Source organism: Paraburkholderia sp. GAS334, from assembly GCF_050436625.1.
In the GTDB taxonomy this organism is placed as follows: Bacteria; Pseudomonadota; Gammaproteobacteria; order Burkholderiales; family Burkholderiaceae; genus Paraburkholderia.
Genome location: NZ_JBNDMO010000042.1, coordinates 13,729 through 37,354, shown reverse-complemented (window position 1 = coordinate 37,354; position 23,626 = coordinate 13,729). Strand labels below are relative to the sequence as shown.

General features: G+C 62.0%; 20 protein-coding genes and 3 pseudogenes. 14 read left to right on the top strand and 9 right to left on the bottom strand.

Annotated features, from left to right (window positions below; genetic code table 11):
- Positions 1–97 precede the first annotated feature (97 nt).
- Positions 98–1,327 (top strand): annotated as a pseudogene (gene xylB / locus P3T21_RS35090) (xylulokinase); the annotation flags it as partial.
- Positions 1,328–1,804: 477 nt separating this feature from the next.
- Here xylB and P3T21_RS35085 read toward each other — a convergent pair.
- From P3T21_RS35085 to P3T21_RS35075, 3 genes and pseudogenes are all read right to left on the bottom strand, one after another.
- Positions 1,805–2,627: pseudogene (locus tag P3T21_RS35085) on the bottom strand (SDR family NAD(P)-dependent oxidoreductase).
- Between the two features lie 107 nt (positions 2,628–2,734).
- Positions 2,735–4,828, bottom strand: a complete 2,094-nt coding sequence (locus tag P3T21_RS35080) for an acetate--CoA ligase family protein (RefSeq protein ID WP_429260479.1) — start codon at positions 4,826–4,828, stop codon at positions 2,735–2,737.
- Positions 4,829–4,845: 17 nt separating this feature from the next.
- Entirely contained in the window at positions 4,846–5,628 is a 783-nt protein-coding gene (locus P3T21_RS35075) for an enoyl-CoA hydratase/isomerase family protein (protein WP_429260478.1), read from the bottom strand.
- A 251-nt stretch (positions 5,629–5,879) separates the two neighbouring features.
- On the opposite strand from P3T21_RS35075, the gene P3T21_RS35070 reads away from it, so the two are divergent.
- Positions 5,880–7,214, top strand: a complete 1,335-nt coding sequence (locus P3T21_RS35070; protein ID WP_429260477.1) for an MFS transporter — start codon at positions 5,880–5,882, stop codon at positions 7,212–7,214.
- 18 nt (positions 7,215–7,232) lie between these two features.
- Here P3T21_RS35070 and P3T21_RS35065 read toward each other — a convergent pair whose 3' ends face one another.
- The 4 genes from P3T21_RS35065 to P3T21_RS35050 all read right to left on the bottom strand — a co-directional run bounded on the left by P3T21_RS35065 (position 7,233) and on the right by P3T21_RS35050 (position 9,504).
- The gene (locus P3T21_RS35065; protein ID WP_429260476.1) at positions 7,233–8,024 is read right to left on the bottom strand and encodes an IclR family transcriptional regulator; all 792 of its coding nucleotides are present in this window, start codon (positions 8,022–8,024) and stop codon (positions 7,233–7,235) included.
- 534 nt (positions 8,025–8,558) lie between these two features.
- Positions 8,559–8,849 (bottom strand): H-NS family nucleoid-associated regulatory protein, encoded by a 291-nt coding sequence (locus P3T21_RS35060; protein WP_429260475.1) that lies wholly within the window; start codon positions 8,847–8,849, stop codon positions 8,559–8,561.
- Between the two features lie 2 nt (positions 8,850–8,851).
- Positions 8,852–9,094 carry a hypothetical protein gene (locus P3T21_RS35055; RefSeq protein WP_429260474.1) on the bottom strand — a complete coding sequence of 81 codons (243 nt, stop codon included), beginning with the start codon at positions 9,092–9,094 and terminating at the stop codon, positions 8,852–8,854.
- Between the two features lie 47 nt (positions 9,095–9,141).
- Positions 9,142–9,504: a hypothetical protein gene (locus P3T21_RS35050; protein ID WP_429260473.1), complete on the bottom strand. Its 363-nt coding sequence runs from the start codon at positions 9,502–9,504 to the stop codon at positions 9,142–9,144.
- Positions 9,505–9,708: 204 nt separating this feature from the next.
- Between P3T21_RS35050 and P3T21_RS35045 the strand changes: the two genes are divergently transcribed.
- Both P3T21_RS35045 and P3T21_RS35040 read left to right on the top strand, forming a co-directional pair.
- Complete coding sequence (locus P3T21_RS35045; RefSeq protein WP_429260472.1) at positions 9,709–9,924, top strand: hypothetical protein; 216 nt, start codon at positions 9,709–9,711, stop codon at positions 9,922–9,924.
- Complete coding sequence (locus P3T21_RS35040; protein ID WP_429260481.1) at positions 9,921–10,241, top strand: GNAT family N-acetyltransferase; 321 nt, start codon at positions 9,921–9,923, stop codon at positions 10,239–10,241. Before P3T21_RS35045 ends, P3T21_RS35040 begins: the two co-directional genes overlap by 4 nt.
- Before the next feature lie 328 nt (positions 10,242–10,569).
- On the opposite strand, the gene P3T21_RS35035 is transcribed toward P3T21_RS35040, so the two are convergent.
- The gene (locus P3T21_RS35035; protein ID WP_429260471.1) at positions 10,570–11,613 is read right to left on the bottom strand and encodes a rod shape-determining protein; all 1,044 of its coding nucleotides are present in this window, start codon (positions 11,611–11,613) and stop codon (positions 10,570–10,572) included.
- Positions 11,614–12,065: 452 nt separating this feature from the next.
- Between P3T21_RS35035 and P3T21_RS35030 the strand changes: the two genes are divergently transcribed.
- Both P3T21_RS35030 and P3T21_RS35025 read left to right on the top strand, forming a co-directional pair.
- Positions 12,066–13,160, top strand: coding sequence for a glycosyltransferase family 4 protein (locus tag P3T21_RS35030; RefSeq protein WP_429260470.1), 1,095 nt, complete (start codon positions 12,066–12,068; stop codon positions 13,158–13,160).
- Positions 13,157–13,996, top strand: a complete 840-nt coding sequence (locus P3T21_RS35025) for a polysaccharide deacetylase family protein (RefSeq protein WP_429260469.1) — start codon at positions 13,157–13,159, stop codon at positions 13,994–13,996. Before P3T21_RS35030 ends, P3T21_RS35025 begins: the two co-directional genes overlap by 4 nt.
- A 44-nt stretch (positions 13,997–14,040) precedes the next feature.
- Here P3T21_RS35025 and P3T21_RS35020 read toward each other — a convergent pair.
- Positions 14,041–14,187: pseudogene (locus tag P3T21_RS35020) on the bottom strand (LysR family transcriptional regulator); the annotation flags it as partial.
- Between the two features lie 281 nt (positions 14,188–14,468).
- Here P3T21_RS35020 and P3T21_RS35015 point away from each other — a divergent pair.
- The 8 genes from P3T21_RS35015 to P3T21_RS34980 all read left to right on the top strand — a co-directional run bounded on the left by P3T21_RS35015 (position 14,469) and on the right by P3T21_RS34980 (position 23,626).
- Positions 14,469–16,169, top strand: a complete 1,701-nt coding sequence (locus tag P3T21_RS35015) for a 5-guanidino-2-oxopentanoate decarboxylase (protein WP_429260468.1) — start codon at positions 14,469–14,471, stop codon at positions 16,167–16,169.
- A complete protein-coding gene (locus tag P3T21_RS35010) occupies positions 16,166–17,641 on the top strand; it encodes an aldehyde dehydrogenase family protein (RefSeq protein WP_429260467.1) in 1,476 nt (491 codons plus the stop codon). The genes P3T21_RS35015 and P3T21_RS35010 overlap by 4 nt, the downstream gene beginning before the upstream one ends.
- A 94-nt stretch (positions 17,642–17,735) precedes the next feature.
- Positions 17,736–18,557 carry a transporter substrate-binding domain-containing protein gene (locus P3T21_RS35005; RefSeq protein ID WP_429260466.1) on the top strand — a complete coding sequence of 274 codons (822 nt, stop codon included), beginning with the start codon at positions 17,736–17,738 and terminating at the stop codon, positions 18,555–18,557.
- Between the two features lie 7 nt (positions 18,558–18,564).
- A complete protein-coding gene (locus P3T21_RS35000; protein ID WP_429260465.1) occupies positions 18,565–19,233 on the top strand; it encodes an amino acid ABC transporter permease in 669 nt (222 codons plus the stop codon).
- Positions 19,230–19,886 carry an amino acid ABC transporter permease gene (locus P3T21_RS34995; protein WP_429260464.1) on the top strand — a complete coding sequence of 219 codons (657 nt, stop codon included), beginning with the start codon at positions 19,230–19,232 and terminating at the stop codon, positions 19,884–19,886. The genes P3T21_RS35000 and P3T21_RS34995 overlap by 4 nt, the downstream gene beginning before the upstream one ends.
- A gap of 47 nt (positions 19,887–19,933) precedes the next feature.
- On the top strand, positions 19,934–20,659 hold the full coding sequence (locus P3T21_RS34990) for an amino acid ABC transporter ATP-binding protein (protein ID WP_429260463.1): 726 nt from the start codon (positions 19,934–19,936) through the stop codon (positions 20,657–20,659).
- Positions 20,660–20,749: 90 nt separating this feature from the next.
- Complete coding sequence (locus tag P3T21_RS34985) at positions 20,750–22,321, top strand: methyl-accepting chemotaxis protein (protein ID WP_429260462.1); 1,572 nt, start codon at positions 20,750–20,752, stop codon at positions 22,319–22,321.
- Positions 22,322–22,714: 393 nt separating this feature from the next.
- Positions 22,715–23,626, top strand: a complete 912-nt coding sequence (locus P3T21_RS34980) for a CHAD domain-containing protein (RefSeq protein ID WP_429260461.1) — start codon at positions 22,715–22,717, stop codon at positions 23,624–23,626.

Sequence of the window (23,626 nt, the reverse complement as noted above, 5' to 3'; positions counted from 1 at the left end):
TGCGCCAGGTAAGGCACGACGTACCTTACCGCCGTTTCCGACGGGATTGATCGGGCGCGATGCGGCCATCGCGCAAGTTCGCGCCGCGCTCGATTAGATGCACGGCGCTGTTCTCCTTGATGCCAATGACCGGCCGCTGCGCCCCGCGATTCTGTGGAACGATATGCGCAGCGTCAGCGAATGCGATGAACTAACGGCGCGCGCACCAGGGCTGCACGAAATCGCGGGCAATTGCGCAATGCCAGGGCTCACGGCGCCAAAGGTGCTATGGGTAGCACGCCACGAGCCGGAGCACTTCCGGAAACTGGCGTGCGTCCTGCTGCCGAAAGACTATTTACGTCTGCGTTTGACCGGCGTAAAGCTCACGGACCCATCAGATGCGTCGGGAACCCTTTGGCTCGACGTTGCGCGCCGCGAGTGGTCTGACGAGCTTTTGCAGGCCTGCGACATGACACGCATGCAGGTGCCCCCGATTGAAGAAGGGTGCCGGGCGGCCGGCGTCGTGCGTCGCAGCGTCGCCAGCGAACTTGGCCTGCCCGCAAACGTAATCGTTGCTGCGGGCGGGGGCGACACCGCGACGAGCGCGTTGGGCGTGGGCGCAGCGGAGGCCGGGGATGGATTCCTGTCGCTCGGTACATCGGGAGTACTATCCGTCGTCACCGATCAGTTTCGGCCGAGCCCACATCTGGGAGTTCACGCGCTGTGCCACGCGATACCGAACAGGTGGCACCGAACGAGCGTCGTGCTGTCTGCGGCCAGCTGCGTTCGTTGGCTGTGCAACCTCACTTCGGCTGACGAAGCAAGTTTGCTGGGTGAGGTCGAGAGTGTCAGCGCAGACTACCGCGCCAAAGCCCCACTGTTCCTACCATACCTTTCCGGCGAACGAACACCGCACAATGATCCGTACGCCCAGGGCGTGTTTTGTGGACTTGTCGATTCGACCGATCGCGCGACGCTTGCTTATTCGGTGCTTGAGGGCGTCGCGTTTGCTTTGTCAGACGGCCTCGACGCCCTGCATGCGGACGGCACCCGTGAGACCGCGCTCACTCTTATTGGTGGAGGCGCACGCAGTGCACACTGGGCACAGTTGGTCGCTGATGCCTTTGGGGTACCCATACGCCGGCAGCCGGATGCCCAGTCCGTCGCTGCGCTTGGAGCCGCACGTCTCGGCTGGCTTGCGGCTGACGGCGATTTTTCGGTCGTAATCCGTGCGCCGCTGGTGTTGCAGGAATTCTTTCCTGACGCTGAGCGGCATTCGACACTGTCGGCCCGGCTGGCATCGTTCCGCGCCCTGTACAGGCAGTTACGCCCGCTTTTCCCGCAATGACACGTTCGATCCGGCACCGGTGAGTTTGCTCTCCCGGATCGAGCGGTCCCTCACCCTATCGCATACACACGTTGCACACGGGACGGTTTTGTCTCTCGAAGGTCATGGTCCAGGCGTCACCCTGTGGGCCGCTGCTCATCCGTTCGCATCCGTCGTTGCTGCTGTTCTGCGCAGTGTCCGCGTTCGTCGCTAGTATCGTGGCCGGCAAACCGACGGGTAGCGTGGCGCGGCCGGCCGGTGAACGGTCGCTTGCCGGCCAGGAAGAGTCGGTCACGCTACTTTTTCGAGTGCCTGATACCGCAACAGATAGCGGTCATCCGCATCTGCCGTCCGCTCGTCACGATCAGCACCGCCTGCAGCGATTATTTTGTCGATCTCGCCGGTAACGCGGCTTCGATTGCGCAATTCGCCCGGGTTACCTCTTCCGGACTCGAACCTTGGCCGTCACCCGGCGCTCGCCTATCCGATCTACAAGCATCAAGCGGGAAAGTCAGTCGATGCCGACAGCGCTTGCCGGGTTTCGGTTTCCTGCTCGACATACGCATTCTTCTCAGCGATGGCCTTCAGCGTGTCGGTGCCAAGCGGCAGCCGCAGCGGAGGCGTTTGCGCGTCGACCAGTTCGACCATGGCTGCTGCGAGCTTCGCGGGGTTCCCTGGCTGGTTGTGGTTCAGGTTGGCAGCGTTTCGACGCACGTTCCCCGATGTCCCGTCATAGTCTGCGATGACCTCGCGTGCGACAACGAGCGATGACGCATCGAGGAAGTCAGTCCGGAAGTAGCCGGGCTCCACGACCGTTGCATGAATGCCGAGTGGCTTCAGTTCGGCGCACAATGCTTCAGTCAAGCCTTCGACTGCGAACTTTGTCGAACAGTACGCACCGAGAGGACCGATAGCCTCCGATCGACGACATATTGATGACGTGACCAGACCGCTGCGAGCGCATCATCGGCAGAACTGCGCGCGTGATATTCAGCAGACCAAACACGTTGGTGTCGTACATACGGCGCACATCCGCATCGCTGGACTCCTCGATCGCGGCTTGAACCGCGGCCTTCGCCTGGGCTTCGTCCGTGACGTCCAGCTCCACGGGGAGCAGTGCCGGCGAGTCGCCGCGTCGCTCGGCGATCGCTGCGACATTGCGGCCGGCGGCAACCACCGCATTGCCGTCAGCCAGGGCCGCCTGGGCGATCAGGGCGCCCAGGCCGCGCGACGCGCCCGTGATGAACCAGACACGCTTAAAGCCATTCTTCGTGAGGTTGACCGCGATGTTTTTCCTACGTTTGTGGTGGAGGTAAAGCAAGGCCGATATGAGCGGGATTCGCAGCTTCGCTTTCGGCAGCAGCAAGATACGCCAGCCCGGATGCTTCGGCGCAAGCGATCAGTGCGTCGTCATTCATCGCGTGCCTCCTATGCCAGCACGGCGACGCCGTCTGCGGCCCGCACGCCCTGTCCCGCCGGCAGAACGAAGATCGGGTTGATCTCTGCTTCGACGATCCTTGGCCCAAGCTGCATCGCCATCCTCGAAAATGCGACGATCGCGTTCACGAGTGCATCGACATCGGCGCGTGGCCGCCCACGGAAGCCGTCGAGCAGCGGCCAGGTTTTCAATTCGTGGATCATCGTGAGCGCGTCATCACATGAAAGCGGAGCTTCGCGGGACAAGAGACGCATTGTGGTGTCCTTGAAAAGTTCGGCCGTGACGCCGCCCATGCCGAGCAGCAAAGCGGTGCCGAGCGGATCGCGATGAAGACCGAGGATCAGTTCTGTGCCGCCGCTTACCATTTCCTGCACAAGGAATGCGTCCGCCGACACGCCGGTTGCGGTCTGGACCTCATCGCGCATGAGGTTCAGGCGCGCACCGATGTTGTCCGAGTTCAGATCGACCGCCACGCCGCCGACGTCGCTCTTGTGCGTGATTGCATTCGACAGCAGCTTGAGCACGACCTTGCCGCCGAGTTCGCGGGCCGCCGTTTCCGCTTCCTCTACGCTTCCCACCACCCGTTCGCGTACCGATCTTACGCCGAAGCGGGCAAAGAGCGCCTTCGCTTGCGCTTCATTCAACGAGCCGGCGGGCAGGTCGCTCACATCGACGTCGGCTTCAGGCAGGCTTTCGGCCGAACGCACGGCACGTCGAACGGACTCATCGTGCTGCCACATCGCCGCAAGCGCGCTCGTCACGCTTTCAGGCGAAATGAAAGCGGGTACGCCCTGCACATTGAGTAAACGCGTGATCTCCGGCGCGTGAGGGCTCACGAATGCCATCACGGGTTTGTCGCTGTCGGGCAGCGAATCGCGGATCGCCCCGGCCATCAGATCAGGCATCGCGAGGCCCGACGATCCGACGATCACAACCACTGCATCGTAGGTCAGGCTCTCGAGCAGCGTGCGAATCGCGCCGCGCAGAAGATCCGGTTGCAGACCCGCAAGCGTCACATCGATTGGATTGCGGTCGAGCACCGCATGGTCGCCGGTTTGCAACGAACGCAGGCGGGCAGCGGTCGCGCGGTCGGGAGGTGGAGTCTCGAAGTTCGCTATGCCGAGGCTGTCGGTGACGAGCGTGCCTGCGCCGCCGGTTGAGGTCAGGATTGCGACACGTCGTCCCGCCAGCTTGCGACGTGTCGCAAGCGCATGAGGAATGTCGAGCAAGTCGGAGAAAGTTTGAGCACGAATAACGTCAACCTGGCTGAAGAGCGCGTCGTACATGCGGTCGGAGCCAGCCAGCGCGCCCGTATGAGAGACAGCCGAGCGTGCGCCGGACTCCGATCGCCCGATCTTGAACACGACGACCGGCTTGCCCGCGGCGGCCGCGCGTAAGGCCGCCGCGCGGAATCGGTGGGGATGACGCAGTCCCTCCATATAGAGGGCGATGACGGAAGTCGAATCATCGTCGACGAGATAGTCGACAAAATCCGCCATGTCGAGATCGGCTTCATTGCTGGTCGACACAAGCTTCGACAGGCCGATCCCTCGAGCCGCCGCCCGCGACAGCAGCGAACCGAGGATCCCGCCGCTTTGCGACACGACGCCGATCCCCCCAACCGTGAAAGCATCGGTCTCGAGCGCGCCGCTTGCCGAAAGCGTGATGTGATCGGTCAAGTTGACGAGCCCGATCGTGTTCGGCCCGAGCAGCCGCATCGAACCGGCTCCCTCGATCAATTGCGCCTGACGCCTCACGCCTTCCTCGCCAATCTCCGCATAGCCGCTCGCCAGCACGATCGCAGCGCTCGTGCCACGGCTTGCCAGCGCTCTCACCGCGACATGCGCGCGCTCGGCCCCAAGCAACACGATGGCGACATCGGGCGCGTGCGGCAGCGATGCCACATCGGGATAGCAGTGCAAACCATCGATCGAGTCGTAACGAGGATTGACCGGATAGATGTCGCCGTCGAAGCCGTGCTTCCTAAGATATGCGACCGGGCGGCCTGAAGTCTTGGAGGCGTCCGCCGATGCGCCGATCACCGCTACACTCGCCGGCCGCATCAATTTTGAAATTGCGTTCATGTCGATTTCCTTCGCGCTCACTTCGTCTTGTTCAGGAACGCGAGTACTGAGTCGCGATGTTCCTGGCTCGTATAGCAAACGGCCTGTGCCTGACTTCCCTGCGCGAAGACCTGATGCGCAGACAGTTCGTAGCTCTGGTTGAGAATGGTCTTGCCGAGCGCTAGCGCCGTAGGCGATCCTTGGCTCAGTTCCGCGGCCCATGCATGCGCATCGCCAAGCAGAGACTCGGCGTCGCTCAGGCGATCCGCAATCCCGAGTTCAAGGGCTTCCTTCGCATCGACCTTGCGTCCGCTGAAGACCAGCTCCTTCGCACGCGCGAGGCCGACTCGGCGCGGCAGGAAGAACATGCCGCCGCCGTCCGGAATCAGGCCGCGTTTGATGTAGCTCCACGCGAAGCTCGCCTCTTGCGAGGCGATGATGAAGTCGCACGAGAGCGCCATATCGGCGCCGAGGCCTGCCGCTGCTCCGTTCACTGCGGCGATGGTCGGCTTGGGCATCGAATAGAGCAGGTTCACCGTGTGATGCACGATCTGCTGGCGAGACCACCCGTTGAACGCGACTTCGCCGGCGGGTGCTTCCATGCGTTCGGCCATGCCGCTCACGTCGCCGCCCGCGCAGAACCCCTTGCCGTTACCGGTCAACACAACGGCGCGGACGTCCCGGTCGCGCGACACGGTCTCGAGCGCCGCAATGAGTTCAGCGCGCATTTCGTTGCCGATGGCGTTGCGTTTTTCGGGGCGATTCAGGGTGATCGTGGCGATCCGCGAGTGGATAGTGACTTGAATGGTGGAGGGACTCATGCGTGTCTCGATGGTTGAATTGGAATCGGCTGACTGGGTCAATCCGCTAGTGCAGCTTAGTCGCACCGACCGTCGAAGACACCCCATCAGTTCCACTGTGTGGAACGGGGAGCGCTTTCGCCCGAACAGTCGACCAATTCCACCCTGCGGAATTGGCCGGTTGTCATCGAACGTTCGCCGCCGATAATGGATTCCAACGCAGGACACTTGCCATGACGCACCTGCGGCCACCTATAAAGAGCGGAGACAGGATGCACGCAGCCCCTTCCAATCCCATTGAAGTCAGCGCCGCAGCGCAGCCTCAGATAGAGGCTGTCTATCGGAAAGTCACCCGGAGGCTGCTGCCGTTCCTGTTCGTCTGTTACGTCTTCGCGTATCTGGACCGCGCGAATATCGGTTTTGCGCATCTTCAGTTCTCGCAGGACATCGGCCTCTCCGACGCCGCATTCGGCCTGGGCGTCGGGCTTTTCTATGTGGGCTACATGCTTTTCGAAGTGCCGAGCAATCTGTGGCTCGCGAGGGTCGGCGTCAGAAAGACGCTGATGCGCATCATGGGGCTGTGGGGCATTGTGTCGGCAGCCACCGCATTCGTGCAGACCCCAACGCAGTTCTACATTGCGCGCGTGTTGCTGGGTGCGGCCGAGGCAGGGTTCTTTCCGGGCGTGATCCTCTATTTCACCTACTGGTTCCCGGCCGCGCGACGGGCGCGCGTCACGTCGATCTTCATGACGGCGATCTGCGTGTCGGGCATCATCAGCGGGCCGGTGTCGGGGTGGATCCTGAACAGCATGTCGGGCTTTCTCGACTTCAAAGGCTGGCAGTGGCTATTCCTGCTCGAGGGCTTGCCCTCGGTGGTCGCCGGTCTCTTCGCGTATATCTATCTGACCGACCGTCCCGAGCAGGCGACATGGCTCTCGGAGGACGAAAAAGCCCTGTTGCTCGCGGAACTGAAGCGGGACGCGCAAACGAAGGCGGCACGCGCGCAAGGTTCGATCTGGGTCGCGTTGAAGGAGCCGAAATTCTATTTCCTGACGTTCGCGTATTTCAGCGTGCCGTGGGCGAGCATCGTCGTGCATATCTGGGCCCCGAGCGTGATCCAGAAAAGCGGCGTATCGAACTTCTGGCACATTGGGCTTCTGTCGGCGATTCCATATGTAGTCGGTGCAGTGGCGATGTTTCTGCTCGGCCGGAACTCGGATCGTATGCTGGAGAGGCGGTGGCACTTCATGGCGAGCGCATTGATGGCGGCGCTGGGCGTCGTGCTTCTGCCAGCGGCGGCTAATCACGCAGGCGTTCTGGTGGCACTCCTTTGCGTGGCGACGGCCGGCTATCTGGGCATGCTGTCGCTGTTTTGGACGATCCCGCCCGCGTATCTGTCGAGCACGGTCGCGGCAAGCGGCATCGGCCTCATTAGCAGCCTCGGCCAGTTTGGCGGCATTTCGGCGCCATCGGTGATCGGCTATGCGTCGACGCACTTTGGCAGCAGCGCCATGGGCCTTTATGCGGTTGCGGTCGTGTCCATCCTTGGCGGGCTCGCGGTGGTGCTCGGTATTCCGGCGCGCGCGATCAGTGAGCGTCGGGAGTGAACGGGACGCTCGTAGCCCTCAATCTTCCAGGCGCGCGCATTCGACGGTGATCTCGTCGCGCAGACGCAGCAGGGGCGCCGCCAGTTCGCGCACGACGCTGTCTTGTGACTCCGCCGTGCGTACGCTGAAGTTGAGTACTAGCAACCGGTGTCCGGGAATGACGAGCGGCGTGGCGAGCGCAACCACTTCCGGCTGCCAGCTCGCGACGCAGAAGCCGTTTCGATGCACAGCAGCGACGGCTTGAGCGATTTCACGCGCGAGACCCGCCCAGCCGCTTCGTCCGCGCCGCTCGAAGGCGTCCATCAGCACGGCGAATTCGGCCTTCGGCTGCATCGCGAGATACGCCCGGCCGAGCGACGTCAGTTCCATCGGCACGCGTTGCCCTGACACGACCGTACGCAACGACGCACGCTGGTTGTAGCGGATCGATTCGAGATAGACCATCTCTTCCCGATCGGCACCCGCGATTCCAACATTGATATGCATTTTCTGCGCGGTGTCGCGGATGAGAGGGCCGGCCGCCTTGAGCACCGTCGATCCGCTGCGCAATGCTTGCGCCAGACTGAGCACCGGTAGTCCCAGCCTGTATGCCCTGCGTGCCGAATCGTGTTCCAGATAGCCGGCTGCCACAAGTGTTCGCGTGAGCCGGCTCACGGTCGCCTTCGGCAGGCCGGTGCGCTCTGCGAGATCCCCGTTTCCAAGAAGCGTCGCACCAGGGCCAAAAGCGTGTAGCAACTCGAGCCCGCGTTCGAGCGAGCGATTCGACGAGACCGCTTTCGATTCCGGTTGTTTATTCTCGTGGTTCGCCATAGACAATGAAGGTTGAACTTGCCGCGTATAGGACGACGCAGCGGCCGTGGCTCGCGCGGTTATTGCTACCGTTCCAGGGCGGATATTATGGGTAACGATGGGCTTCGTCCCACTGAAAAGTATCAGAAACCCGGTAATGCACACCTTTTCGACTTGCTGCTAACTTGGGCACCAGACGAGGCGATGCGCCATCGTATCCTGGTCGGAAATCCCGCTGTGCTCTACGGTTTTCCGTCGACGTAGCCGTTCAGGTTGCTTCGCGGCGCTGTGGTTGAGGATGCGGTCCGTTCGACATGCGCATACGACGTTGTCGGAAGGGTGCCTTCAAATCTGTTCGGTTGCCCCCTGAGGGAAAGTTGATCCGCGCTTACCGAACGGCGGCTCGAGTGCTATCAACGGTCATTTACGGATTGTCCCTGTCTGTCCCTTCTGGGTCGCTACGGGGCATTGGGCCTTCTTGGTGCTTGCCGCACATAATGTGACCGTTCTGCAGTTTAAGATGCAGCTTCTTCCTGGCCTGGGTAATGACGTGGGTCAGGTACTTCTTGCGACGAGGAACTCGCGTGAATTCTTTCCAGCGAGCCAGGCGGGCCGTTTGCCCCATCCCGTCCAGGTTTGCCCGGTTGCAGGATTTCTATAGCGCGGTGGCACCGGCGGCCGGCCGCGCCGTCGGGGCACGACTTCGTGGGGTGAGATGTTGTATTCGTCCATGAGTTCGCGGATCCGTTCGATCGCTGCGGACCGTTCGGCGGCCCTGGCGCGCTCAATCTGCTCGTCGAGGATGGCGAGTTTCGCCCTCAGATCGAGATACGTGCTCTCGCGCATGCTCAATTCAGATTTCTGGCAAGCTGCAGGCGTAATGTCTGTGCCATCTGCTCCAGGATATCGGGTAGCAGAACCTGTGCGTCAAGCGGCCCCCTGACCGAGTAACCGGAGCCCGCTTCACCGTCAAGCGCGATGACCGCAGCGCACCGTGCATGGGTGACCTGGAGGACATGGGCGCATGCGGCGTCAAGCGGGCCGCCCGACTGGCCACCCGGCACAACATTGACCTCAACGTTATCGGTCATCGTTTCCTCGGACGTGGACCGCACCTGAATTGTTGCGGTGCCTGCAACTAATACCATCTTTGACTGACCAGCCGGTTCAGGCACGTCTGGTAGGTCTCCCTCACCGCAGCCGAACGAAAGTCCAGGCGCAGATTCTCGCAGAACATGCCGGTAACGGTTTTGGAATCGAACCGGGTTGCCGACGTGAGTGCAATGCGCTTCGCAATATCCAGCGCCTGACTCGCCAGGTGCGCACGCTGCATCAGGTCGGCGCCGCCCCCGTTCGAAGAGAGCCACAGCTTGGTGGATTCAACGACGTGCTCTACGGAAAGCCACTCACCGGTCATCTCGCGCGTCAGCAGGTGCGATGCGACCAGATAGGTAAGCAGTTCCGCGCGGGCACGCAAATCCATATTCAGCGGCCGGCTCATCGTGGTAGTCCGGTTGACGCAGATTGTGTTCACGCGTCAATTGTAGAGGAGTCGGGATGGGGAGCCAAGCCATGGACATTCCATCGACTGGGAGACTTGAAGATCCGATCTCCAATTCGCAGGAGCAATCCGTGACTGTCGCAAACCTTCAGTGATTCCGTGGTGAATGCACCGCACGCGTAGCATCGGCGTCAATCGTGTCGTGTGCTGCCGATCGTCGACGGGCACAAGCCGGCCCAGGATGAGATGTTCGACAATGCCGCAAAGATCGTCAACAATGCAATATCTATCTCAATGCAACCTATTCCTCTGCGGCTCGAAGTAACCGATACCCCCGACGTTATTGACGAAGAGTTCGTGATTGCACAGACGCGCGCGTACAAAACGCAGCGTTTACGAACGAGGACGTCCGGACGCTGAGCGTTTTCATCCGCGACGACGAGAAGCGGATTATTGCCGGCCTGACGGGGAAAACCTACCGGGAATACCTTGAGATTCAGTTCCTATGGGTGGACGAGCGTTCGCGGAAAGGGGGATTAGCTTCCAGCCTAATGGCGGCAGCTGAAAGCCAGGCCCTGCAGAGGGGATGCAAACGCGCGTTTCTCGACACGCTAAGCTTTCAGGCACCCGGATTCTACAAAAAGCTTGGCTATACCGAATTCGGTCGCCTCTGCGGTTTCAGCGGCCAGCACGAGAGGCATTTTTTGAGACAGCAACTCGAACCGACGCCCCGATGAATATCCAGATTGAATCATCGCGGATTGTTCTTAGACCTTTCTCCGCGGCCGATGCTGACGAGGCGTTTCAATGCATTACACCTTCACTCACCCGGTACATGGCGTGGGAACCGCCGGCCGATCGCTGTGAGTTCGAATCTGGCAGTCGTGGAGACCGTTGATACATGAAGCCTCCGACTTCGCTTTCGCGGTACGTCAAATCACGGACAAAGCTTTCCTCGGCTTGGCGGGACTGGGTCCAGTTCTTCAAGCCGTGACTACGGCGAAGTCGCTGGAAGGGCAGGCGGATGGGTTGCGGAATGCGGTGGCGGTGTCATCGCCGCCACCGTCAATCGTACGAAAAGATACTGCCGAATTTGTCCATGCGCTCGAGCGCCATGCCCGAGCCGCGCACGACGCACGTCAGCGGGTCTTCTGCGACGAACACCGGCAGGCCGGTTTCTTCCGCGAGCAGGCGGTCGAGATCGCGTAGCAGCGCGCCGCCGCCTGCGAGCATGATGCCGCGCCCGGCGATGTCGGCGCCGAGTTCCGGAGGCGTCTGTTCGAGCGCGATCTTGACCGCCGACACGATCTGGTTCAGCGGATCGGTCAGCGCTTCAAGGATTTCATTGCTGGAGACCGTGAAGCTGCGCGGGATGCCTTCCGACATATTGCGGCCCTTCACTTCCATTTCCCGGACTTCCGATCCGGGGAACGCCGAGCCGATTTCCTTCTTGATGGCTTCGGCCGTTTGTTCGCCAATGAGCATGCCGTAGTTGCGGCGGATGTAGTTGACGATGGCTTCGTCGAACTTGTCGCCGCCGACGCGCACCGAACCCTTGTACACGATGCCGCCGAGCGAGATCACGCCGACTTCCGTCGTGCCGCCGCCGATATCGACCACCATCGAGCCCGTGGCTTCGGAAACAGGCAGGCCGGCGCCGGTTGCGGCGGCCATCGGTTCCTCGATCAGGTAGACCTGCGACGCGCCCGCGCTATGTGCGGCTTCCTTGATCGCACGTCGCTCGACCTGGGTCGATCCGCACGGCACGCAGATGATGATGCGCGGAGACGGTGCAAACATACGGGGCGCATGCGCCATCCGGATAAACTGCTTGATCATCTGCTCGGTGATGTTGAAGTCGGCGATTACGCCGTCCTTCATCGGGCGGATGGCTTCAATGTTGCCCGGTACCTTGCCGAGCATCTCCTTGGCTTCCTTGCCCACCGCCAGAATGGTTTTTTTGCCATTCGGGCCGCCTTCCTGACGAATCGACACGACGGAGGGTTCGTCGAGGACGATGCCCTTCCCGCGCATGTAGATCAGCGTGTTTGAAGTGCCAAGATCAATTGCGAGATCGTGAGAAAAGTAGCCGCGCAGAAAGCCGAACATTTGAAGTCCTGTCTCGCCTGACGCCAGGCGCTGGGGCTTGAGGTGTCACGTACGTACGGCCCTGTGTGGGTCGCGAGACAAAGAATAGCAGTTCCGGAAGATCGGGGACGCTGCCTCGCGCCCACCCAAAAGCGGCTGTTGCGCGCTTGCCGCCAGATAACGCAACCCGTCATCGCGCCTGCCGGCCATCAGCGTCGCTTAAGGTTGTCTGCGGAAAATGAACGCGTTCGAGGGAGGGTGGGCTTCGCGGATCTTAAGGAAAGCTTAAGGCTAACCTGGGGAAATCACGGAAGCCCGCTTGAAGAGACGGCCTGGCCGCAGCCGTTCATGCTCAGCGAACGCCTGACCAACGCGGAAAATTATCTGTCAATACCGGCAAAACGCACTCACGCCCGCTACTTTGTTACGGTATATTACGCACGATGCAAATTTCAGGTTGTTGGGGAAGGGCAATGAAAGCACTGAAGATTTTGCATAGCGAATCATCCAGCGGCTGGGGAGGGCAAGAACACCGTACTCTGAAGGAGATGATTGCGCTAAGAGGGATGAACCATTCCGTGGAGGTGGTGTGCCCGCAGGATGCGCAGCTCGGTGTACGGGCACGGGGAGAGGGCTTCGCCGTTCATCATGCGCCCATGAGAGGCGGCGCAGACGCGCGGTCGCTGATGACAATCAGGGATTTGCTGTGTCGCAAAAGGTTCGATGTACTGAACACGCACAGCGGTCACGACAGCATTATTGCAGGGTTCGCCGGGCGCCTCGCGGGCACGCCTCTTGTCGTTCGCACACGGCACCTGGCGTTGCCAATCAACTCCCTCGCCACCTACACATGGATTCCCCATCGCGTGATCGCGGTCAGCCGGCATGTGCGCGACTACCTGGTCTCCGCAGGCGTATCAAGAAGGCGGGTCGAGACCATCTATGACGGTATAGCCAGGCACGAGCCGCTGTCGCATTCCACCTTGCGCGCCGAACTGGGTATCAATGCGGATTCTACGGTCATTGGCATGGTCGCAATCATGCGCGACAAGAAGGGCCACGAGGATCTGATCGCGGCAGTTCGACCCTTGCTCGCCGGGCGGCCTGGGCTGCACATCGTCATGGCGGGAGACGGCCCTTGTTTCGATAAGGTCAAGGAGATTGTCGACCGGCTCCAGCTCGCAGATCGCATTCATCTACTCGGTTTTCGCTCCGATATTCCCAATGTGCTGCGTGGCTGCGACCTGTTCGTGCTGCCGACGCATCAGGAAGCGCTCGGCCAGTCGTATATTGAAGCGATGGCGAGCGGCCTGGCGGTAATCGGCAGCGACGTGGACGGCGTGCCGGAACTCATTACCCACGGTGTAAATGGTCTGCTCGTGCCGCCGCATGATATCGACGCGCTGCGAACGGCCATCCTGCAGCTGGTTGACGATCCGCGGCTGCGTGCCCGGCTTGGCCGCGCCGGCCGGCTACTGACCGACTTCAGCTTTACGGTCGACGCAATGGCGTGCGAGACCGTCGAATATTATCGGCGCGGCTTGCGCGAACGGCGGAAACCCGGATGACGCAGTACGCGAGGACGGTGCCCGTCCTGATGTACCACCACATCAGCACGTCGCCGGGCATGATCACGGTATCGCCCACGAATTTCGCTGCGCAGATGGCGTACCTGGCGAAAGCGGGATATCGGACCGCCGGCTCCGCTGAGTTCGCCGCGTACCTTGCTGGCACACCGCTGCCGCGCAATTCCATTGTCATCACGTTCGACGACGGCTACCTCGACAACTGGGTGCACGCGCACCCGGTGCTGGAGCGCCACGGCTTTACCGCGTTGTGCTTCCTTGTGACCGCGTGGCCGGGCGAGGGTGCACCGCGCCCCCATGCGGGCGCGCGCGAGGCGTTGCCTACGCTGCTCAGCCATAAGGACGGGGAGTCGGCCATCGAAAACGGGGAGCCCGACCGTGTGATCGTTCGATGGTCCGAAATCGATGCCATGCGGCGCGCGAATACGTTTGAATTTCACAGTCACACGCATCGGCATGTGCGCTGGGACCACGTCGAACCTGATCGCGCGCGCAGGCGTGCGTTGCTCCGGCAGGATCTGATCGATTCCCGTCTCGCCTTCGACCGGCTTGGCGGCGCGTCCGATCATCTCTGCTGGCCGCAGGGCTATTTCGATGACGATTACCGCCAGGTCGCCCTTGAGGCGGGCTTTCGGTATTTCTATACCTGCGAGATGGGTCCGAACCAGCGCGGAAATGCGCTCGCGGGCAGCACGGCCGTCGAACGGTCAGTCTTCCGCCTCGAAGTGCGCGACCGGCCGCCCGGCTGGCTGGCCTCCCGGCTGTGGGTGCATTCGCGACCGCGGTTGAGTCGTTTGTACCTGAAAATGAAACGTTGACCGGCGCGTTGCGTCCGAAACGCCTCTTCCTGCCCGATGTGCTGGGTGGATATCTTCAGCGCGCGGTCGGTGCGCTGCCGGGTTAGCCGCAGCGAAACCTCCTCGATCCGCGAGAAGCGCTCTTTCACTGCCGGCAAAAACTGTTCGCCTTCCTTCGTCGGCGCGAGCTCCTTCGCGCGTCGCGTGAATACGCGTTCAGCGGCGCCAGGCGGCGCATCGTCGATACCTTCCAGCATTTGAAAAACTCATGATGGCCGGTCGGACTTCCCGACTCGATTCGTATCATGTGCGCCGATTTGCGCGCCCAGATCATCGGAGTGAAAGGCACTCCTGATTGAGGCCATGAGCCCAGAACATAGCGAGCATGCAAATTACTCGATTGCCGTGTGCACGCCGCGGAACAAGAATAGGCCAACAAACACACATCCGGAGACATGCATGCACCGGCAACTGATCAATTCGAAGACGTCTCATGAACTTTCCTGAAACCACATCGATCTTCGGCCAGCCGGGCGGACACCTGCAGCCTCGGCCGGTTACCGGGCAGACCTGCGGTGAGGCGCTCGTGGGGCTGCTTGAACACCACGGCGTCGAACTCGTGTTCGGCATTCCAGGCGTTCATACCGTCGAGCTGTATCGCGGCCTGGCGGCCTCGACGCTGCGCCACGTCACACCGCGCCACGAGCAGGGCGCGGGTTTCATGGCCGATGGCTATGCCCGCGTGACCGGCAAGCCCGGCGTGTGCTTCATCATCACGGGGCCGGGCATGACGAACATCGCGACCGCGATGGCGCAGGCTTACGCCGATTCGATCCCGATGCTGGTGATTTCCAGTGTCAACGCCACACACCAGCTCGGTAGTGGCGCTGGCCGCCTGCACGAACTGCCGTCGCAGCACAGCGTCTTCGCAGGGCTCACCGCGTTCTCGCACACGCTGCTCAATGCGGACGAACTGCCGCAGGTGCTGGCGCGCGCGTTTGCGGTCTTCGCGAGCGACCGGCCGCGGCCGGTTCACATCGAAATTCCGCTCGACGTGATCGTCGCTCCTGCCCGGGCAACGCCACGCGGCGCGGCAGTATTTCCCGCGAAGCCAGCTGGTGCGCCCGCTGCGCTCGATGCGGCCGCCGACCTGCTAGCAGGCGCGAAGCGCCCGCTGATCCTGGCCGGTGGCGGGGCGATCGAAGCCGCCGCCGAATTGCGTGCACTGGCCGAACGCCTGCAGGCACCGGTAGCGCTGACGATCAACGCAAAGGGCCTGTTGCCGCGCGGTCACGCGCTTTCGATCGGCTCGACCCAGTCGCTCCCCGCGCCGCGCGCGCTGGTGCGTGAGGCCGACGTCGTGCTCGCAGTCGGCACCGAGCTGGGCGAGACCGATTACGACGTGGTGTTCGATGGCGGGTTCGCCATCGATGGCAAGCTGGTCCGGATCGATATCGACGCCCAGCAGTCGATGCGCAACTTCGCGCCCGATGTGGCGATCGCGGCCGACGCGAAACTCGCGCTCGCGGCGCTCGACGCCCGCCTGGCAACGCGTCCGCTGCCGTCGCGCGATGCCCGCTGGGGCGCGCCGCGTGTGAGCGCGGTGCGTGCCGAGGTCGATGCCGGTTACGATGCGCCGACCCGCTCGCTGGCAGCGCTCTTCGATACGGTATCGGACACGCTCCCCGATGCAGTCATCGTTGGCGATTCGACGCGCCCCGTCTACGCCGGCAATTTCGTCTTCGAGGCGGCCGCTCCGAGGTCGTGGTTCAACTCGTCGACGGGTTACGGCACGCTGGGCTACGGCTTGCCGGCCGCGATCGGCGCTCAGCTTGCAGTCGGGAACCGGCCCGTGATCTGCCTGACAGGCGACGGCGGACTGCAGTTCACGCTGCCCGAACTGGCGAGCGCCGTCGAAGCCGCCGTGCCGGTGATCGTTCTGCTGTGGAACAACCACGGCTACGCGGAGATCAGGAAGTACATGGTCGAACGCGACATCGAGCCGATCGGCGTCGACATCTACACGCCGGACTTCATCGCAATCGCGCGCGGCTTTGGCTGCTGCGCCGTAACGGCCGACACACAGGCCGCGCTTGCGAGCGAACTGAAGCAGGCGGCGGCACGCCGCGTGCCCACGCTGATCGAAATCGACGAACAGAAGTGGTTCGACCACGTTTCGGGAGGAGCGGCATGAACGCGCGAAACGACACGCAGTTTCTTACACAGCACTACATCGACGGCCGCTGGATCGACGGCGCACTGGGTCGGCGGATCGCGGTGGTCAACCCGGCGACCGGGGCCCACCTGGCCGACGTGGCCGCGGGTACCGCGCACGATGTCGAACTGGCGGTGGCCGCGGCGATCCGGGCGTTTCGCACGTGGAGGCAGACGACCGGCGCCGAACGCGCACGCTACCTGCACGCGATTGCTGCGGAAGTCGAGGCGCGACGCGAGCGTCTCGCAATGCTCCAGTCGCTGAATAACGGCAAGCCGCAAGAAGAAGCGCACATGGACGTCGACGATGTGATCGGGACGTTCCGCTATTACGCCCAACTGGCCGGACGGCTGGACGACGCGGCGAGCGAAGAGGTCAGCATTCCCAGCACCGAGCATCGCGCGCGGATTCGCCGCGAGCCGTGCGGCGTGGCCGCGCTGATCGTCCCGTGGAATTTCCCGATGGTGACGACGGCGTGGAAGCTCGCTCCGGCGCTCGCGGCCGGCTGCACTGTTGTGCTCAAGCCTTCCGAAATCACGCCGCTGCCGGAACTCGAACTGGCCTCGATCATCGCATCGGTCGGCTTGCCGGCAGGCGTTTTCAACGCGGTGACGGGCACCGGCGCAGACGTGGGCGCTCCACTTGTCGCGCATCCTGGCGTCGCAAAAGTGTCGTTTACCGGTAGCACAGGCGTCGGCCAGACCGTGATGAAAACGGCCGCCGACACATTGAAGGGCGTGAGCCTCGAACTCGGGGGCAAGTCGTCGATCATGGTGTTCGACGATGCGGACGTCGATCTCGCGGTCGAACTGGTCGAGGCGGGCGGATTCTTCAACGGCGGACAGATGTGCTCCGCGACGAGCCGGGTGCTCGTCGCGCGCGAACTCGCGCCCACGTTGCTGGCGAAGCTTGTCGAGCGCGCGGAGCGAATCGTCGTTGGCGACCCGTTTGCGCCCGGTGTGCGCATGGGGCCGCTCGTGAACCGCGCCCAGTTCGAACGGGTGCGCGGCCATATCGAACAGGGTATTGCCGACGGCGCGCGACTCGTCACCGGCGGCGGCCGGCCAGCCGGCGCGCCGGAGCAGGGTTTTTTCATCGCGCCGACGATTTTTGCCGATGTACCGCCGACGAGCGCGCTGTGGCGTGACGAGATATTCGGCCCTGTCCTGTGCGTGCGGGTGTTCGACACCGAAGAAGAATGCGTCGACATGGCAAACGACAGCGAGTATGGGCTCGTCGCGACCGTCGTCACCGCCGACGAGGCGCGCGGCGAGCGGGTCGCTCGCGCGCTGGAGGCCGGTGTGGTGTGGATCAACACGCCGCAGCTGATCTATCCGCAAACCTCGTGGGGCGGCTACAAGCGCAGCAGCATCGGGCGCGAACTGGGCCCGTTTGGCCTTGCCGCCTTCCAGGAAATCAAGCAGGTTCTGACGCTTCGTCAGGCCTCCTAGCCAGTCGGTCTGGAAAGTACGGTCGCGCGGGAAATCCGTTGCCGCGCGTCGTGCAGATTGAATTCAACATAAAACAGTTTTGGAGGAGCACATCATGAATGCTTTATCTCGCTCGCGCTTTGCGAATCGCCTTCTCGGCAACACTGTCCTGACGCTGTCGATTGCCTGCGGCGTTACGCTAGGCGCGCTGGCTCCGGCCGCGCATGCAGATGCACTCGACTCGATCGCGAAGTCAGGTGTCGTGCGCGTCGGCGTCTTTGAAGACTATCCGCCGTTTGGTTCGATCGGTTCCGATATGAAGCCGGTCGGCTATGACATCGACATGGCCAGTCTGATCGGCAAGGCGCTGAACGCGAAGGTGGAACTCGTCCAGGTCACGGGCGACAACCGCATGGCGTACCTCGCCGACCACAAGGCGGACATGCTGCTGAGCGTCGGTCAGACACCGGAACGCGCGAAAGTGATCGATTTCTCGCAGCCGTACGCGCCGTACTACCTGGCGGTGTTCGGTCCGAAAAACGTGTCGGTCAAAGGCCCGGCGGATCTCGCCGGCAAGACGATCTCGGTAGCGCGCGGCACGCTCGAAGACCTAAGCATCTCGAAGGTGGCCCCCGCGAGCGCCACCATCAAGCGCTTCGACGATCCCAACGGGGCGATCGCGGCGTTCCTCTCCGGACAGGCCCAGTTGATGGTAGTGGGCAACGACGTCGGCGCGACGATTATTGCCCGCCATCCGGCGATTGAACCCGAACAGAAGTTTGAACTGTTCAGTTCACCCGACCACGTCGGCCTGAACAAGAGCGAAACGCGACTGATGCAAAAGGTCGACGAGACGATTGCGCAGGCAAAGAAGGACGGCACGCTGAATGCAATCTCGCAGAAGTGGCTGAAGACACCGTTGCCGGCGAATCTGTGAGTGCACGATGAGTTACGCATTCAATTTTAGCGATCTGCACACTTACACGGGATTGCTTGTGCGTGGTGTGACGATCACGCTCGGACTCACGGCGGTGTCGACGGCGCTCGGAGGGGCGCTCGGCGTAGCCGGCGCCGCTGTCGGCGCGGCGGGTCCGCGTTGGGCGCGCGCACTGGTGGGGGCCTATGTCGAGTTGATCCGCAACACGCCATTCCTCGTGCAGCTTTTCTTCGTGTTTTTCGGACTTCCGGGTCTCGGTATCCATATCGGCGAAATGGAGGCGGCGGTGCTCGCGATGACCGTCAACCTCGGCGCGTACGCCACTGAGATCGTTCGCGCGGGGATCGATTCGATTCCCCGTGGACAGGTCCAGGCGGCAGTCGCGCTGGGTCTGCAGGGCCGGCAGGTGTTTCGGCACGTCGTGCTGCCGCAGGCGCTTGCGAACGTGTTTCCCGCACTGCTCGGACAGGTCATGATCGTGATGCTGGGATCCGCCGTCGTGTCGCAAATCTCCGTGCAGGATCTGACGTACGCGGCCAACTTCATCCAGTCGCGCAATTTCCGGTCGTTCGAAATTTATCTCGTGATCACGGCGATCTATCTGGGCCTGGCGATCGTGTTGCGACGCATGCTGAACCAGTTTGGCGCGGGTCTCTTTGCTGGGCGGAAGCGATGAGCGATTTCACTCTCTGGGACATCGCGCGCAATCTGGTGATTGCGGCGCGCTGGACTGTGTTGCTGTCCTTGATCGCATTTGCAGGCGGAGGCGTGGTCGGCGCGATCCTGCTGGCGATGCGCGTGTCGAAAAACCGTGCACTTCAGTATGTGGTCACAGGGTATGTCGAACTGTTCCAGGGCACGCCACTGGTGCTGCAACTGTTCCTGGGTTTCTTCGGCTTGCCGCTGCTTGGTGTCGATGTTTCTCCGTGGGTCGCCGCAGCGGTCACGCTGACGCTCTACACCAGTGCCTATCTCGTCGATATCTGGCGTGGTTGCGTCGACGCGGTGCCGCGAGGCCAGTGGGGCGCCGCGGCCAGTCTCGGCATGACATATGGCCAGCAGTTGCGCTACATCATCTGGCCTCAGGCGCTCCGGATCGCCGTAGCGCCGACAGTCGGGTTCCTCGTGCAAGTCGTCAAAAGCACTTCGTTGACGTCGATTATCGGGTTTGTCGAACTGACGAAGACCGGGTCGATGATTACCAACACAGCGTTTCGCCCCTTTCCGATCTACGGGATGGTCGCGCTGCTGTACTTCGCGATGTGCTTTCCGTTGACCCGCTACGCGCGTGTGCTCGAAATCAGGTATCAGACGCGTGTGCAACGCTGATTCAGCAGGGCAGCGGTGGTATTGACTTAACGTTGACAGGTTTCAAAATGATCTCCATTAGCAATGTTTCGAAGTGGTACGGCCAGTTTCAGGTCTTGACCGGTTGCACGACGGAAGTGAAAAAGGGCGAAGTGGTCGTGGTGTGCGGCCCGTCGGGTTCGGGCAAGTCGACGCTCATCAAGACGGTGAACGGCCTCGAACCGTTCCAGCAGGGTGAGATCACGATCAACGGCCAGTCGCTCGGCGACAAGAAGACGAACCTGTCGAAGCTGCGTGCCAAGGTCGGCATGGTGTTCCAGCACTTCGAACTCTTCCCGCATCTGTCGATCACGGAAAACCTGACGCTCGCGCAGATCAAGGTGCTCGGCCGCTCGAAAGACGAAGCGAATGCGAAGGGCCTGAAGCTGCTGGATCGCGTCGGCCTGCGCGCACATGCGGACAAATATCCGGGGCAGCTTTCCGGCGGGCAGCAGCAGCGTGTGGCGATTGCGCGCGCGCTGTCGATGGATCCGATCGCGATGCTGTTCGACGAGCCCACTTCGGCGCTCGATCCGGAGATGATCAACGAAGTGCTCGACGTGATGGTCGAACTCGCGCAGGAAGGCATGACGATGATGTGCGTCACGCACGAAATGGGCTTTGCGAAGAAGGTCGCGCACCGCGTGATCTTCATGGACCGTGGCCTGATCGTCGAAGACGACCGCAAGGAAGAATTCTTCGCGAATCCGAAGTCGGATCGCGCGAAAGATTTTCTCGCGAAGATTCTCCACTAACCGGGCTTTTTCACGGCGTCACTGCGCGGTGTGCCTTTCGGAAGCCGGAGCACTCAACAGTCGTCGCCTCACGCATAGGCACTTCTGGACATGAACTTCACGATTAGGGCACGCCTTGGCATGACCATGGCGTTTCTCAGCGCACTCCTGTTGATTGTGGGTGCGCTTGGTCAAGCGGGTATGAGTCAGGCGAACACGGCAAACAGCCAGACCTACACCGTTCAGTTACCCGACACGATAGCCCTTGCCAACGCGGAACTCTATTCGTCGCGCTCGCGAACGGCGCTTGATCGTGCTGCGCTCGTCGTAGGCACGCCGCAGGTTGCATCTTTACTCGATCTCTCGCACAGCATGGGCGAGCAGTCCGGCGCGTGGTGGAAAAAGTATCTTGAAGGGCCGCGTGATGCGGCAGAGGACCGTCTCGCGCAAGCGGTTGCCTCCGGGCGCGACGACATGCGACGCGCCCTCGATGCACTCGAAACAGCAGTCCGGAGTAGCGACTATGCCGAGATCGGCAAGAAGGAAGCGGCTGTTTCCGCAGTCGCGGCGAAGATGGTCGCCAGCGGCGATGCGCTGAAAAAATTCGAATACGACGCGGCGAAAGAAAGATACGAAGCCGCACAGAAAACGTTCAGGACATCCCGCATCGTCAGCCTTGTGGCAATCGCGCTGGGGCTCGCGGCCGCGTGCTACGCATGGTTCGCATTGGACCGTGCTATCGGACGCCCACTCAACAAGGCGCTTGATCATTTCAGGGACATCACTGAAGGCGACCTGCGCAGGCCGGTAGTCGCGTCGTCGCGCGACGAGATGGGCCGTTTGCTGGATGGACTCGCAGAGATGCAACGCGGCCTCATCGAGACGGTGAACACGGTGCGCGCCAGCAGCGAGTCGATCGCTTCAGCGACAGGCCGGATCGCCGCGGGCAATATCGACCTGTCGCGTCGGACCGAGGAGCAGGCGGCATCGCTTGAGGAAACCGCGGCAAGCATGGAAGAGCTGACCGGCACCGTCAGGCAGAATGCCGACAACGCCCGTCAAGCGAGCGGACTGGCATCAAAGGCATCCGATATCGCGAACGTCGGTAACGAAATGATGACCCGCGTCGTCGACACAATGGGCAAGATCAATCAAAGCTCGACGAAGATTGCCGACATTATCGATATTATCGAAAGCATCGCGTTTCAGACCAATATCCTCGCGCTGAACGCTGCTGTGGAAGCGGCGCGTGCGGGCGAGCAGGGACGCGGATTCGCTGTGGTTGCAAGCGAAGTGCGCGGCCTGGCGCAACGCTCTTCATCGGCGGCGAAGGAAGTCAGGGCCTTGATTGACGACTCGGTTCAGCACGTGCAAAGCGGCTCGAGACTGATTGATGAGGCGGGCCAGACGATGAACGAGATCATCGGTGCGGTGCGACGCGTCACCGACATGATGGGCGAGATCGCCGCTGCTTCCGTCGAGCAAAGCACGGGGATCGACCAGGTTTCTCGTGCCGTTACCCACATGGACGAAGCCACACAGCAGAACGCAGCGCTAGTTGAACAGGCTGCTGCTGCATCCCGGGCGCTGGAGGACCAGGCGCTCAGGTTGCAAGGCGCGGTTTCCGTGTTTCGCATCAGCGCCGCCGATGAAATGAGCGAGCTGGCGAGTGGGCGCGGCTAGCGCTTCGACCCATACAGGAGTTCGACGATCAAGGCACGCACCGGCATATCAACGCCGATTCTCCGTGCCTTGATGACAATTTGCGCGAAGGAGGACCTGGTCGCAGGAAGAGGGCGAACCTTACAAATCAAGCGACCTCACCAACCTTGTTGAAAGCGCCGCCCGATGAAACCCGGTTACGTGTGGAAACGATAGCGCACCCCGAACGCGGCGTGCGTCGAGGCGACCCAGCCGGCGTCACACATCCCATTGGCGCTGAAGCTCCAGCGTTGTAGGATTCAATCGAGTGGGCGAGCACTACGCCCAACCCGCGCGCGAATTCGCCTTGTCTGCGAGCACTTAACAACCTCATCCCCTCATTGTCCACCTTGCGGTCACAAGGAGCTCCCTGAAATGAGTTCTCATTTTCTGCTCGCCGCAGGGGCCGAAATACCCAACCCGGATGCGCACTCCCAGAGTGGCGACGCCGTCCTGCCGACGTTCGGGAGTACTGTCGCTGACGCTTTTTCGCTGCTGGCGACGTCGACCGCAGAGGACGCGGTGCGACGAGTTCGCAAACTGGAATCGAAAGCAGACCCCGAAGTTCTGCACAAGCTCCGCGTTGCGTTTCGCCGGTTGCGTTCGCTATGGTGGGCCTACGGGCCGCTACTGGACAGGAAGGATGCCAGGTTCCGGTGTGGCGAATTCAAGTCCCTGGCAAACGCCGCCGGCAAGACGCGCGACTGGGATGTCCTGAAGGACTTGCTCGATGCCGACCCGTCTACGAAACATTCCATCAAACCGCTCATCGAGCTTATCGACGAACGTCGCGCCGACGCGCTGTCGTTCAGTCGCCGCACGATTGGAAACGCCGGTGTCGAGCGGGTACTGGAGCAGGCGTGCACCGGTGCACGGACCCAGCTCGAGTCGCGCGCCAGGGGGCTCGTTCTCGTTGAATTTGCCGAGGACCGGGTGAGCGTGGCTGAGAAGGCCCTGAAAAAACGGGTGAAGCGGGCAGCGTCGCAGAGCGGCTCGGACTATGCCGCGCTTCACGAAGTGCGAATCGGGGGGAAGAAGCTGCGATATCTGCTTGAGTTCTTTTCGCCCGTGCTGGATGGCGGACACCGGGCGGTGATCGAGCGCCTGACATCAGTCCAGGACGAACTTGGGAGGCTGAACGACCTTGTCACGAGCGAAGCGTTGCTGCGGGAGTACATGTTTCAGCTAGGCGAGCCCTGCCTTGTTGAGGAAGCCATTGGCTATCTGCACGACCAGAAGGGGTATCACATGGGCAAGGCGCAGGAGATTTTGCGCGCTCAATGGTAG